Source organism: Sporosarcina siberiensis, from assembly GCF_042681925.1.
Lineage (GTDB): Bacteria > Bacillota > Bacilli > Bacillales_A > Planococcaceae > Sporosarcina > Sporosarcina siberiensis.
The window spans coordinates 1-14,286 of sequence record NZ_JBHUGI010000032.1 but is presented as its reverse complement, the minus strand read 5'-3'; the positions used below and the strand labels follow the sequence as shown (position 1 = coordinate 14,286).

Below are 14,286 nucleotides of genomic sequence, written 5' to 3'. Positions count from 1 at the left end.
AAATAAGAGAATTTCTAATTGATATAACCATACCTGTTTTCAAACGCAATTGCAAGTGAATTCAGGAAGTTTATTAATCCTCGTCGGTTATCTTCGTTTCTACTGAATCATCCAAGAAAGTAGTCAACGCATCGATATTTTTTTCGAAATCGATGTCTAACACTTCGCCAACATTCGTTCGTTTATTTGAATAGGAACTATCGACAGGAAGACGTAACGTTTCAATCTTTCCAGAACTTTCATCGATAAGACCCTTACCAATCGAAAGCATTTTCATTTTTTCAAGATTCGTATCCACGTATCCATTTACTGCTCCAAGAAGTTTTGGTAGATTCAAAAGGCTGTGCACACTAACGGCTTCATCTTTCAATTTAGAAATGACTTCTTGTTGTCTCTCGACTCGGCCGAAGTCATTTTTATGGTCATGACGGAAGCGAACATAACCTAAGAGCTGGTCACCATCTAACTTTTGCACACCGGGGTTCAACGTCATATTAATACCATGTGACATCGCATATGGGATATCTACTTCAATACCATCGGGTGCTATAATATCTGCGATTTTCGGGAATCCATTAAAATCGACCATCGCATAATAATGGACATCCAAATCAAAGTTTTCCTTAATCGTCTGCCTCACGAGCTCGGGGCCACCAAGCGTAAACGCTGTATTCATTTTATGCATACCATATTCGGGGATTTCGACATAGGTGTCACGCATAATAGAAACAATCTTCATTTTTTTCGTATCTTGATTATAATGTGCAATCATTAACGTATCCGATCGCCCATCTTCCTCTTTACGTGCATCGGAGCCAAGTAAAAGAATATTAATCTCCCCGAATTGCGGCTCTGGCCCATCAAAAATACCGAACTCATCATTTTTATCTTTTAATGATCCATCTTCTGACAAAGATAAACCTTCATTGAATTGATAGAACCAATAAAACCCCACCAACAGGAGTAGTGCAGTTACAATTCCGATATTTCTGCCGGTTTTCTTCTTACGTTTCCTAGTGTTTTTATCATGTCTTCCCAATTGCTTCATCGCCTCATCTATTAATGGATTCGTTATTCTTTATTTAAAATAATTCACATAGTACTACTCTTTTAGACGTATGAACTTTGAAAAGGTTCTGTTTATAGGTGTAATCTTGCTTGGTGCTTGTCAGTAGTGTTATTGGTTACTATGTATAATTGTGATAGCATATATTTTAAAGGGGGATTCTAAATGAAAACAATTACTGCTGAATCAGGAATTATTTATGAGTTCAATAAATTCAATCCATATACGACAAGAATTGCATCTGGAACAACGGTGAAAATTGAAGCTTACGATTGTTTCCAAAACCAAATTCAAACTCCAGAAACCGAAGTAGGTGGAATTGATTGGGATAAGATCAATCCTGCAACGGGTCCGATTTTTATAGAAGATGCAATGCCTGGAGATATTTTGAAAGTTACGATTAAGCAGATTGAAATAGGTGAACAAGGGGTCATGGTTGTAGGGCCAGGCTTAGGTGTAATGGGTCACAAAATAGAACAAATGGAGTCTAAGATTTTACCGATTAAAGATGGCAAGGTCCATTTTAATGATATTGAAATCCCATTAAATAAAATGGTTGGTGTCATTGGCGTTGCTCCTGAAGGAAACGGTGTAAATTGTGGGACACCTGGTGCACATGGTGGAAATATGGATAATAAGATGATTAGCGAAGGAGCTATTTTATACTTCCCAGTGTTTGCAGAAGGTGCTCTCTTTGCACTTGGTGATTTACACGCGGCAATGGGTGACGGGGAAGTGAGTGTTTCAGGAGTTGAAGTGCCCGGGGAAGTTACTGTTAAATTGGAAGTTCTTAAAGGGGACCGACTGAGTCATCCGATGCTTGAAAATAGAGACGTATTCACACAAATTGTTTCAGCTGAAACGCTTGATGAGGCAGCTAAACTTGCAGCAACCGAAATGATTGAACGTATTGTCGACAAAACCGGTCTTCCTTTAAGTGAAATCACAATGCTCATAAGCGCAGCAGGGCAAAGTGAAATTTGCCAAATCGTTGACCCGCTCATGACCGCAAGATTTGTCGTTCCTAAATGGTTATTGAAGGAACTGGATTGTACGTTGATTAACAACTGAAATATAAAAAAATATAGGTGAAATTTTTGTCAATATTTGTTTCATTCCATCATTTACTAAAGAGAGAGATGAGTGTTATTTGAGGGGGATGAACATGGCGAAAAATAACCGTGGGAAAAGATTGAAAACGTATACTTCAATGTGCCGTGGGGAATGTCCAAGCTGCCATAGAACAGGGGTTAAGTTATTATACAATTTGAAAATAGAGTCTAACACAACGATTCAAGTATGTAAGTTTTGTAGAGAGCGATAAATTGTAGTTAATCGTTTAAAAACAAAACCAGCCATAAGAAAAAAATCTTCTACATCGGAAATTCACATTTACACATTTGAAGGACCTCATCATCCTTCAAATGTGTATTTATTGTTTTGACTTATATTCTTACTTCAAAAGTTAAAATAATATTTTTGAGAGAAAAATCACAATCGATACTGTAATCGCACTTAACGCTGTGGAAAACAGTACGATTTGTGCCGCTAATTCTGGATGATTATCATATTCTTGCGCAATTACCGCACTATTGACCGAAGTCGGCATAGCTGCTCCAATTAATAATGCTTGTGCCATAACTCCATCAATCCGAAATAATAAAATAAGTCCCAATGCTAGTACAGGACCGAGTATGAGTCTTAGGAATAAGCTCGCATATACAGTAGATAAACCCGTTTTAAATTTAATAGTAGCTACTTGTGCACCCAAAGTTAGTAATGCAAGTGCAACCATTGCATCCGCGGTATAATTCGCAGGAATCCAAATGAAGTTTGGAATGGGTATGTGAAAAATATTGAGAGAAATACCTAACAGCATCGCATATAAAACAGGCATCTTAAAATAAGCCAACATTGCTTTAATCTTACCGATTTTTACCGATTGCAATGTGAATATACCATAGGAGAATAAGAATATGTTTTGGAAAGTAAGAATTAAAACTTGAATAGACATCGCAAAGGGATCGCTTTTAAACACTAAATCATTGACAGGAACCCCATAGTTTCCCGAGTTGTAAAAGAGCACACTATTCGTGAAAGCTGTTTTCTCACCTGTTTTTAACTTTAGTATTTTACTTGAAATCAATGAAACAAGATAAAGTACTAATACATACAAAACGAAAAATAGAATAACCGAATAAAATATAGAAAATGAAAGTTTCGTAGTATATAATTTCACGAAGATAAAGCCTGGGACTAGATAATAGATGTTCAGTCTGGCCAGAGTTTGCACGTTCAAATTAAACTTTCTTTGCATAAGAAAACCAACACTTATAATAACAAATACAGGTAAAATAATATCCTTTAAAATTATAAAGAGTTCATTCAATTCGTTCACACTTTCTTTCCATAGTTCCCTAATTTAAATTAATTTCGTATAAAAGGATTTGAATTGAAGGGATTATTTTAAGTTCTTTGATTATTGTAACACGTATCTGTTTTTAGAAAATACATAAAATTAATTTATCGAAATATAGAATTATAAATTCTACCTAGATATTTCATGCAGTGTTATACTGAAGTGTCTTGTAAATACAATAAGGAAGTGTTTTAATGGTTGGTCGTAATGATCGCTGTCCATGTGGTAGCGGCAAAAAATACAAAAAATGTTGTGAATCAAAAGAGGTAGTCGAAGTAAAAGATATGCATATTGAAGAATTGGAACGGATTTTACAAAACTTTTATGAATCATATCCAGTGCGTAAAGACATTCCTGAGTACACAGAATTGGCCAACAAATGGAAGAGTTCTTTACAAATCGCTATCAACGAAGAAATGATTGAAGCGATTGTACTTGATGAGTTCTTCTTCCATTACCGTACAGATATATGGACAGGCTATTTGGATAAGGTAAGTAAAAAACAAATGCGCTCTTCCATTTTAAATGTTCTAGAAACATGGAGAAAGCCTAGAATATTCATCGGCGAAGTAATTCAAGTGGATAGTGAATATTTAATTCTTAAATCGATATTTGGGAACGAGACAATCGAATTAAGACGTGAAAGTGAAAAGCCAGTATCTTTAGGTGCAAATGTGTATTGCTTCATATTACCTGATGGAACATCCATCTCGAATCGCTTTTTAGCGGTTTCTAGTTTAATATTCTTTCCAGTAGATCATCAAGAAGTGTTTAAGAACTTTGCAAAGCAGTATGAATTGGAATCCGATAAGACTCTAGATACTTATTGGAAAGACAACAGTGTTTTGTTTTGGAAGAATCTTGGAGAAGACGGTTTTGAAGGCGGGGAATTCACCGAGTTTGAAACCGGCGTTCTTGATCATGTAATGGACTTCTTAGAAAAAAACGATCGGGAATCAGATGAGTTGTTGGAAATGGTTGAGGACTATTTAGTAGAACTACAACCGAACGCCCGAAAAGAAGTAGCCATAGCAGCGGGTGCGATTCGATTCGGAATAGATGAAGGGTATTTTAACCCTTTGGATTTAACGCTTAAGGAAATAGCTGAATGGTTTGAAGTGTCCACTTCCTCGATGAATAAATATCATAAAGAATTGATGGAGTATAAAGGTACTAAATCTTAATTCATTCTAGTTGTAATGTATATACGCACAGAAAAGGCATGTTCCGATTGGAACATGCCTTTTTCTGCCCATTAACAAATGGGGTTTATTCGCGGAAAATTTGTCGTTTGACATCGTACAAACTGTTCTTTCTGACGATTAAATCTGTACCGTCGTGCTTATTCAGTTTGATTGTACTACCGGTTTCAGCTGTCGCAAGGTGTTAAATACGCGATCATATGCTTACTTCCAAGTCTTATATTGCACTTGCACAAAAAATGTAACTGTTTACTAATTTGATACGTTACTTCTTGAAAAATGTATCGCTCGTCAGTAAAGCAAATTTTCCGCCAAGGCAGTGCATTTCATCCTTAGAATCCTCTGAAAGGTTACTCGTCTAACAGGTTCATCGTTCGGTAGTTTTGCCTTGTACTTAATATATACCCATGTAAAAAAATCTTAAACCTATTATTTGAAAAGATTTTTTATTAATTTATTTAATTGTGTTTTTACTATAAACACTTTCGATAAAATAGAATAAAACAGCTTCTTCTAGAGCATAGTAACGTCTAGGAGGTGAGCATTTTTGGCGAATAAAAACAATAAGAAAACAATGAACGAAAGAACGCATAATCCTTTTGAAGCTTATACTGGTAGGGATAAAGCCGATAACAACAATTCAAATGACAAACAAAAAGAAGAGTTTGCAGCAGAATTTGATTCGAAAGTAAAGAGGGAAAATAATACGAAAAGGAAAAGATAAGGATTGACAAAGTTAAATACTTTGATAATTCAAAACGGCATAAAAGACTCATTAAATTTCAAAGATTCCAGAGTTATTTAAAAACAACACTATAATTAGTGGAGATATTAAATTCTCATATTCATTTTGATTCGCACACAATATTTCATTGTGTGCGTTTTTGTACTGTTTAAATGCAAATTGCGTTTGAAATTTTACATTAGATTTTAACACGATGCATTAAATAACTGTTTATTTCATATGGATAGTAAACACTTCTTTGAGGAGTAAGAAGTTACCAATCTTTAATTTTTCTTTGCTTTCAGTTCCGAATTAATTGATTTTCTAACAGCAAATTTAATTCGAGCTAGAGTGTTCGCATTTTTTCAGTAACCGAAATTCAAAAAAATGAAAGGATCATTAGCCGAAGCTTTATGTACAAGCTAAACTCACTTGTTTACTCTATTTTAATACAAAAGAGGGGGATATAATATGAAACGGAAAGAACCAACAGCTAAAGAAACAAATATTAATGAATCTAAAGGGATAAATGCATTTGTTCTAATCTTTTTCGTTATACTTCTCGCGTCATTATTAACGTATATATTGCCAGCTGGGTCTTATGAAAGAGTCGATGTCAATGGTAGAAGTGTTGTTGATCCTGCAACCTTTACATTTGTTGAATCATCTCCGGTCGGGTTTATGGAGATATTTAACAGTATCCATTTAGGTATGATTGAAGGTTCAGGTATTATTTTCTTTGTATTTATAGTAGGTGGAGCCTTTGGTATTTTAAAAGCTACTGGTGCATTAGAAGCTTTAGTTAAATTAATAGCATTAAGGTTATCGCATAAAGCCACACTATTAATACCAGTCTTAATGCTCTTTTTTGCTGCGGGCGGTACGTTAATGGGGATGGCTGAAGAGACGTTGGTTTACATCGGTATATTAGTTCCATTAGCAATTGCATTAAGGTTTGATGTCTTTACTGGTTTTGCAATTGTTACACTTGGTGCTTCCGTCGGATTTTCAGCGGCTGTTATGAATCCATTTACAGTTGGTATAGCGCAAGGGATTGCTGAATTACCAACATTTTCGGGAATTGGACTTCGCTTGGCTCTTTTGGCTACTCTATATATTACTGCAGTATGGTATGTATTAAGGCATGCGAAAAAAGTTAAAAACAATCCAAGTTTAGGGTTCTATGGAAAGTATGAGCCTGTCACAACGAGTATCGAGCCAGATAAAAATTTCAAGATGAATACTAGGCATAAGCTAGTACTATATACGTTTTTATTGAATTTTATTGTACTCATTTACGGCGTGTTAAAACTAGAGTGGTATATTACGGAAATTGCGGGATTGTTTTTATTCTTTGGAATTGTAATTGGATTGATAGGCAAAGTAGTTCCTTCTAATATAGCGGACAGTTTCTTAGATGGCGCACGTGAAATGATACCAGGTGCTTTAGTCATTGGGTTTGCTCAAGCCATTTTGGTAATATTCAAAAGCGGGTTCCTAATGGATACGATTTTGTATTATGCGTCAGGACTTATCGGGAATTTACCAGCTGTATTAAGTGTAATTGGAATGTTCATTTTCCAACTATTCTTCAACTTTTTAATTCCTTCAGGTAGTGGACAAGCGGCTTTAACTATGCCCATCATGGCACCCCTGGCAGATTTAATAGGTGTAACGAGACAAACAGCGGTTTTGGCCTATCAACTTGGGGATGGTCTTTCGAATATTATATTTCCTACGGTTGGATACTTTATGGCAGGATTGGCCCTCGCGGGAATTCCATGGAGTAAGTGGGTTAGATGGGTGTTTCCATTTTTATTACTTCAAATTGGAATTGCACTTGTGTTTTTAATCATCGCTCAGTCCATACAGTATGGACCATTTTGAAGGAGGAGTGTATATGAAAGAAACGAAAGAGCTCCACTCACTATCCGAATGGAGCATTTCCCATAGAAGACATCTACATCAATATCCAGAGTTGTCTGGAAAAGAATTCAAGACTCACGAGTATATAAAAAAGATAATTACGGAACTTGGATTAGAAATTCTCGATTTTCCCTATCCAAGTTTAGTAGCGTACCTTCCAGGGATGATTGGTTCTAAGACAATAGCATTACGGGCGGACATTGACGCACTCCCGATACAAGAAGATGGGGAGAAGTCCGAGTATATGTCTAAGATACCGGGGGTGGCTCATGTATGTGGACATGATGGTCATACTGCAGTGCTTTTAGCTGTTGCAAAATGGATGTCAGAGAATCGTAGTTTAGTTCAACATAATGTGATGTTTATCTTTCAATCCTCAGAAGAAATGTCGCCAAGTGGCGCACTGGAGCTTGTTAAGTCCGGCGTGTTGAATGATGTAGATGCTATTTTTGGTGTACATCTGTGGCAAGGACTACAAAAAGGGAAAATAGGTTTAACACATGGACCGATGATGGCTTCAACGGATGAATTTGAAGTGACAATTAATGCGAGCGGTGGACATGGATCAATGCCTCATGAAACGATTGATCCAATTTATATCGCGACTCATTTAATACAGTCTTATCAGGCGATTGTAAGTAGGCAAATTAACCCTGGGGAACCTTCCGTTATAACAGTAGGAAGAATTGATGGAGGGACCAATTATAATATTATTCCTTCAACTGTAAAACTTTACGGAACGATTAGGGCAGTATCGCAAGAGAATAGGGAATTTATGAAAAGAAGAGTGAGGGAACAAACAAAAGGAATTTGCGCGACATTTATGGCGGATCAAATTGTAGAATTTATTGATGGAACGCCCCCTCTTATCAATGATGCAAAGGAAAGCAATTTTGTAGAGAAAGTAATTAAAAATCATATTGGAGAAAATTCTTTTGCTTTAATCGATATTGTTATGGCTGCAGAGGATTTTGCTTTTTATTTAAATGAAAAACCTGGAGCTTTTATTTTTGTTGGAATGAAAGGAGATAAAAGTAAATATCCACATCATCACGCTAAATTCGATTTGGATGAGGATGTTTTTCAATCCACAATTCATTTATTTATTAAAATCGTCTTAGATTATCCATCATCATAATATAAATTTGGAGGGTTCATATTGCTAAAAGTCACTTTTCAAGACGTATTAATTGCAGCAAATCGTTTAAAAGGAAGAATTAATCATACTCCTCTCATTTACTCGGATCTCCTGTCAATAGAAACAGGTGCCCAAGTATACATTAAAATGGAGTCATTACAAAAAACGGGTTCTTTTAAAGCCAGGGGTGCTTTAAATAAGATTGACTCTTTAACTCCAGAGGAATTAAAAAAAGGCGTTGTTACTGCTTCGGCGGGCAATCATGCTCAAGCAGTTGCCTATGCGTCAAGGCTTAAAGGAATTTCTGCGGAAATTGTTGTACCTACCACAACACCACAAACAAAGTTAGACGGAATAAAACGTCATGGTGGCGAATTGGTTCTTTATGGATATATATATGATGAGGCCGAGGAGCACGCAATTCAACTAGCAGAAGAAACCGGACGCGTTTTTATTAATGCTTTTGAAGACGATTTAGTTATTGCTGGACAAGGAACTGCTGCATTAGAAGCGTTTTTGGAAATTCCAGATTTTGATGTTTTACTAGTACCTGCTGGTGGGGGTGGCTTACTATGCGGAGTTGCGCTTGTGGCAAAGGCTATCAATCCAAACATTAAAGTGATTGGGATACAAACGCACGCCTCCCCACCTTGGTATTACTCTTTCAAAGCTGGGAAGTTGGTTGACGTTGAGTATTCATCTTCTTATGCGGAAGGTTTGCACGGAGGAATAACAGAAGGGAATTTAAATTTAGCTCAAGGAATTGTTGATGACATCGTCTTAGTAGAAGAAGAGGACGTTGCAAAAGCGATGTACTATATGGCGAAAAATGATCACAATATGTTGGAAGGGTCTGCAGTAGTTGGCATTGCTGCACTTCAACAAGGACTAATACCTAATATAGAAGGAAAGAAAGTATTAACATTTGCAACCGGAGGAAATGTAGATTTAGGTAGAATCGCAGAGTTTTACAATCGATTTGAAAATGGGGGCCATTGATAGTGGATACAATTATTTTAACAAAAGAACAAATTTCAAGAGTGTTAAATATGGACGATGTGATTGAATCTGTAGAAGAAGCGTATAAAATGTTTTCCGACAATAAAGTTATTTTGCCACCAGTTCTTTCATTTGATATAGAAAAATATCACGGAGAAATTGACATTAAATCTGGATATGATCTTGTCGATGAAGTGGTCGGTGTGAAAATAGCGAGCGGATATGCAAATAACTATGAAAATTACGGCATATCTAATGGACAAGCTACAATTATACTTGTTGATGTGAAAAATGGGGTACCTCTCGCAATTATGGAAGGTGGCTTAATAACAGATATGCGTACAGGGGCGGCTGGCGCTGTCTCGGCCAAATATTTAGCAAGAAAGTCTTCAAAAAAAGTTGCGATTATCGGGACAGGAATAATTGCGCGATGGGAGTTAAAAGCTCTGGCACGCGTATTTGAATTGGAAGATGTGTTTGTTTGGGGAAGAAGTGAAGAAAAAGCGAAACAATATGTGAAGGACATGAAAAAGGAAATCCCATTAAATTACACTACTTTTGTAGATATAGAAGAATGTGTTTCTCAAGCGGATATCATCATTACTACGACTTCTAGTAAAAAAGCACTCATACAAAGTGAGTGGGTGAAACCAGGAACACATTTAGCATGCATCGGCGCGGACATGCCCGGTAAGCAAGAGCTTGAGACCAAATTATTTGGAAAATCTAAAATAATAGTTGATAGCGTTAACCAATGTGTTGAAAGAGGTGAAGTACAGCACGCAATTAGGAATGGTTTAGTGCTGGAAAGAGATTTAATTGAAATGGGCGAAGTGATTTTAGGTTACAAGCAAGGAAGAGAAAGTGATGAAGACATTACAATTTTTGATTCAACGGGTTTATCCATTCAAGATATTACAACAGCGAAAAAAGTGATATCAGTTTTGAAAGACAATCGTGATGTGTTAGCGGTGAATCTTATCTGAGGGGGGTATCTTCAATGACTATTGTAAAAGTGGATGTATTCGGATTAAGCTTGCCCCTAATAGAACCATTTATTGTTTCTTACGACCAATACGTTGATATGCCCGTCATTTTGGTACGGATTGAAATGGCTAATGGTGTATTTGGTTGGGGTGAGGCAGTTCCCGATCAACATGTGACAGGAGAAACCTGGCATACTGTATTACAAATTCTAGAACATGAATTGGCTCCTATAGTAATAGGTTTAAATCCTTTCCAAATTGAGTTTATTCATCAAAAAATGAATGAAAAAATATTGGGAAATCCATCTGCAAAAGCTGCAATAGATTGTGCTTTATATGACCTGATGGGAAAAATAACCAACCAACCGGTCTACCAGTTAATTGGTGGGAAAGCGCGCCCTTATCTTACTGTTCCACAAGTCATTAGTATTAAATCGCCCAATGAAATGGCAGAAGACGCATGTCGTATTGTCAATGAAGGATTTAGTACAATCAAAATAAAGGTAGGAACAGATGCAGCAACGGATATTGAGCGAATACGCGCAGTTCGAAATGCGATTCCTAATGAAATCAAGTTGCGTGTGGATGCAAACCAAGGATGGGATCGGATCAGTGCGATTTCTGTTATCGAAAATACGAAAGATTGTTTAGTAGATTGGTACGAGCAACCTGTTTTGGCTACAGATATTATTTCACTAAAAGAGATTCGTCGTGTTTCCCATGCAAAAATAATGATTGATGAAGGAATATGCAGCACGCATGAATTGTTAAATGTAATTCAAAATCGTTCAGCGGATATGGTAAATATTAAATTGATGAAAGCTGGCGGTATATACCCCGCATTGGCGATTGCCAGTATAGCAGAAGCGGCGGGAATGCCGTGCCAAGTGGGCTCGATGGTAGAATCGGCAATTGGGACGATGGCAGGGGCTCATCTAGCCATTTCGCGAACGATTATTCAATCCAATGAACTTGTTGGGCCACTTATGCTTTCACGAGATGTGGATTCGGTATTATTTAAAGGCGATGTTTTGCAGTTTAAGGAATTGCCCGGTTTAGGTGTCCAAGTGGATGAAATGCTTGTGGCGGAGTTAGCTACGTATCAAAAAACTATTACGTAAAGGGGTATGATTTAAAAATGAAAATTAAACCGTTTGCTATAGAAGAATGGATGAACGAATATGAACATGATGCTGTTTACAACTTAGCAGAAACATGTGTGGATTCAATCAGTATTAGAGAATTAGTTACAATTGCAGGAGATTGTTATGATACATTTTTCCAGGAAATTGCCGATAAAAGACTAACATATGGTTACATTACGGGTTCACCAGCATTAAAAGAAAACGTTGCAAAACTATATAAAACAATGAGACATGAAAATATTTTATCAATGAATGGAGCAATAGGTGCAAACTTTTTAGTACTATATGCACTAATCGAACCGGGGGACGAAGTAGTCTGTGTAGATCCGACATACCAACAGCTTCATTCAGTACCAGAATCTTTTGGAGCAGAAGTAAAAAGGCTCCCCCTTACTGCAGAAAATAATTATTTACCAGATTTAGAAGAACTGGAATCACTCGTGAATTCCAACACAAAACTAATTATTATTAACAACCCAAATAATCCTACAGGTTCTGTTATGGATGCGTCTTACTTAACGAAAATTGTAGAAATTGCACGAAAAAACGATACGTATTTACTATGCGACGAAGTATATAGGGGGTTATGGCAAGAACCTGATAGTGACATTCCTGCAATTGCTGATTTATACGAAAAAGGGATTAGTACAAGTAGTATGTCAAAATCGCTCTCGCTAGCAGGTCTACGTCTTGGGTGGATTGCTGGACCAGAAGAGGTGATTGGGAAATGTATGACTCGACGAGATTATACTACTATTAGCAACGGGCTATTAGATGACTTATTAGCGGTACATGCACTATCAAACTATGACAAAATGATGGAACGCAATTTGAAAATTGTTCGTGATAATTTAATGATATTAGACGATTGGATTGCGGGAGAAGAAAAAATATCGTATATAAAGCCTAAAGCGGGAACAACGGCTATTCTAAAGTACGATTCACAGATATCATCAGAAGAGTTTTGTATCAATTTATTTAAAGCGAGTGGTACGTTTTTGGCGCCTGGAAGTTGTTTCGGATTAGAAGGAACCGTGAGAATTGGTTACGCATGCTCTACAGAAGTATTACAAGCTGGTCTAGCCCAGTTGTCGATTTACTTGAGTGAGCTCGAGTAATATAAGGATAGTAGCTCTTTCGATTTAACGCTTAAAGAAATTGTTATGTGGATTGAAGTCTTTGGTTTAACTAGTTGAATTACACGCAGAAAAGGTACGTTCCAATTGGAACGTACCTTTTCTTGCCCATAAATAAATGGGATCTTTTACGGAAAATTTGTCGTTTGACATCATACAAACTGTTCTTTCTGACGATTAAATCAGTACCGTCGTGCTTATTCAGTTTGATTGTACTACCGGTTTCAGCTGTCGCAAGGTGTTAAATACGCGATCATACGCTTACTTCCACGTCTTATATTGCACTTGCACAAAAAATGTAACTGTTTACTAATTGATACGCTACTTCTTGAAAAATGTATCGCTCGTCAGTAAAGCAAATTTTCCGCCAAGGCAGTGCATTTCATCCGTAGAATCCTCTGAAAGGTTACTCGTCTAACAGATTCATCGTTCGGTAGTTTTGCCTTGTACTAAATATATACCCAAGTAAAAAAATCATAAACCTATTATTCGAAAAATCTTTTTATTAATTTAATTAAATGTGTTTGCACTATAAACACTTTCGATAAAATAGAATAAAACAGCTTCTTCTAGAGCATAGTAACGTCTAGGAGGTGAGCATTTTTGGCAAATAAAAACAACAAAAAGACAATGAACGAAAGAACGCATAATCCATTTGAAGCGTATACTGGTAGGGATAAAGCCGATAACAACAATTCAAATGACAAACAAAAAGAAGAATTTGCAACGGAATTTGATTCGAAAGTAAAGAGGGAAAATAATACGAAAAGGAAAAGTTAATAATTAAAATGTTTAGAAAAAATATAACGTTTATATGATCTAGATCCCGAATAAAAGGGGAAACAAGAAGAAATAAATTACTAAGTAATTTTATCACCAATATCAAGTTGTTAATTTGCCTTGCAGGTGAGCGCGTTTAAAAAAAAAAACTAGAAATGGCTGTCATTAGGTTCATTTGTAATTTAAGATAAATTCCACTATCAGAAAACTATTCCAATATTTAAGCATAGCAACCTAATGAGAATTACTCATTGGTTGCTTTTTTATAAATTATTAGACCTGTTAAATAGTAGGGTATTCTTATTTCCATATGACTACATTAAATAATGATTTAACCGTACCTTAGGGTTGTTCATTTATTAAATTGGGATCCATTCTTTTCCGTTGTTTGGATATTTAAATATTAAATTAAATTATTGCAACATTAATATCATTCAAATAATTTCTGTTTGCAATCAATAGAAAATTTAAAAGCATAAGTAAACAATTTGGTTTGCCTTAAGGGAGAATCTATAGTGTAAAATTTAAGAATTTTATTTTGCTGGTATGAAATTTTATTTATTGAAATACCGCTTTGCTTAATAGGCATAAAGACGCGTATAAACAAAAGTGTTTAAAGTGGAAACATATTAAAAATGTTTTTTTATGTATTTTTTCTTTTTTATTTAATTTATAAAACAGATTAATTAATATTTTTTTGCTTTTAAGTGATTCAGAAATAGAATAATGATTAAGTAGATTGTCAGAAATGTATTTCTTTATGGT

Annotated in this window: 12 protein-coding genes; 10 read left to right on the top strand and 2 right to left on the bottom strand. The window is 35.9% G+C overall.

The window, feature by feature from the left end:
* Positions 1-73: 73 nt before the first annotated feature.
* Positions 74-1,048 (bottom strand): LCP family protein, encoded by a 975-nt coding sequence (locus ACFSFY_RS10975; protein WP_381537995.1) that lies wholly within the window; start codon positions 1,046-1,048, stop codon positions 74-76.
* A 183-nt stretch (positions 1,049-1,231) separates the two neighbouring features.
* On the opposite strand from ACFSFY_RS10975, the gene ACFSFY_RS10970 reads away from it, so the two are divergent.
* The gene (locus ACFSFY_RS10970; RefSeq protein ID WP_381537994.1) at positions 1,232-2,137 is read left to right on the top strand and encodes an acetamidase/formamidase family protein; all 906 of its coding nucleotides are present in this window, start codon (positions 1,232-1,234) and stop codon (positions 2,135-2,137) included.
* A 394-nt stretch (positions 2,138-2,531) separates the two neighbouring features.
* Here the strand turns inward: ACFSFY_RS10970 and ACFSFY_RS10965 are convergent, their stop codons facing one another.
* Positions 2,532-3,455 (bottom strand): AEC family transporter, encoded by a 924-nt coding sequence (locus ACFSFY_RS10965; protein ID WP_381539044.1) that lies wholly within the window; start codon positions 3,453-3,455, stop codon positions 2,532-2,534.
* Between the two features lie 224 nt (positions 3,456-3,679).
* Here ACFSFY_RS10965 and ACFSFY_RS10960 point away from each other — a divergent pair, with 224 nt between their 5' ends.
* The 9 genes from ACFSFY_RS10960 (at position 3,680) to ACFSFY_RS10920 (ending at position 13,521) form a co-directional block, all read left to right on the top strand.
* On the top strand, positions 3,680-4,669 hold the full coding sequence (locus ACFSFY_RS10960; protein ID WP_381537993.1) for a YecA family protein: 990 nt from the start codon (positions 3,680-3,682) through the stop codon (positions 4,667-4,669).
* Positions 4,670-5,234: 565 nt separating this feature from the next.
* Complete coding sequence (locus ACFSFY_RS10955) at positions 5,235-5,411, top strand: hypothetical protein (RefSeq protein WP_381537991.1); 177 nt, start codon at positions 5,235-5,237, stop codon at positions 5,409-5,411.
* A gap of 471 nt (positions 5,412-5,882) precedes the next feature.
* Positions 5,883-7,298 carry a YfcC family protein gene (locus tag ACFSFY_RS10950; RefSeq protein WP_381537989.1) on the top strand — a complete coding sequence of 472 codons (1,416 nt, stop codon included), beginning with the start codon at positions 5,883-5,885 and terminating at the stop codon, positions 7,296-7,298.
* A 13-nt stretch (positions 7,299-7,311) separates the two neighbouring features.
* A complete protein-coding gene (locus ACFSFY_RS10945) occupies positions 7,312-8,475 on the top strand; it encodes a M20 metallopeptidase family protein (RefSeq protein ID WP_381537988.1) in 1,164 nt (387 codons plus the stop codon).
* Positions 8,476-8,496: 21 nt separating this feature from the next.
* Entirely contained in the window at positions 8,497-9,474 is a 978-nt protein-coding gene (locus ACFSFY_RS10940) for a threonine ammonia-lyase (protein WP_381537986.1), read from the top strand.
* Positions 9,475-9,476: 2 nt separating this feature from the next.
* Positions 9,477-10,460, top strand: a complete 984-nt coding sequence (locus tag ACFSFY_RS10935; protein WP_381537985.1) for an ornithine cyclodeaminase family protein — start codon at positions 9,477-9,479, stop codon at positions 10,458-10,460.
* 14 nt (positions 10,461-10,474) lie between these two features.
* Entirely contained in the window at positions 10,475-11,581 is a 1,107-nt protein-coding gene (locus tag ACFSFY_RS10930) for a mandelate racemase/muconate lactonizing enzyme family protein (RefSeq protein WP_381537983.1), read from the top strand.
* 17 nt (positions 11,582-11,598) lie between these two features.
* Positions 11,599-12,723, top strand: coding sequence for an aminotransferase (locus tag ACFSFY_RS10925; protein WP_381537981.1), 1,125 nt, complete (start codon positions 11,599-11,601; stop codon positions 12,721-12,723).
* A gap of 621 nt (positions 12,724-13,344) precedes the next feature.
* Complete coding sequence (locus ACFSFY_RS10920; RefSeq protein ID WP_381537979.1) at positions 13,345-13,521, top strand: hypothetical protein; 177 nt, start codon at positions 13,345-13,347, stop codon at positions 13,519-13,521.
* The last annotated feature ends 765 nt before the right edge of the window (positions 13,522-14,286 follow it).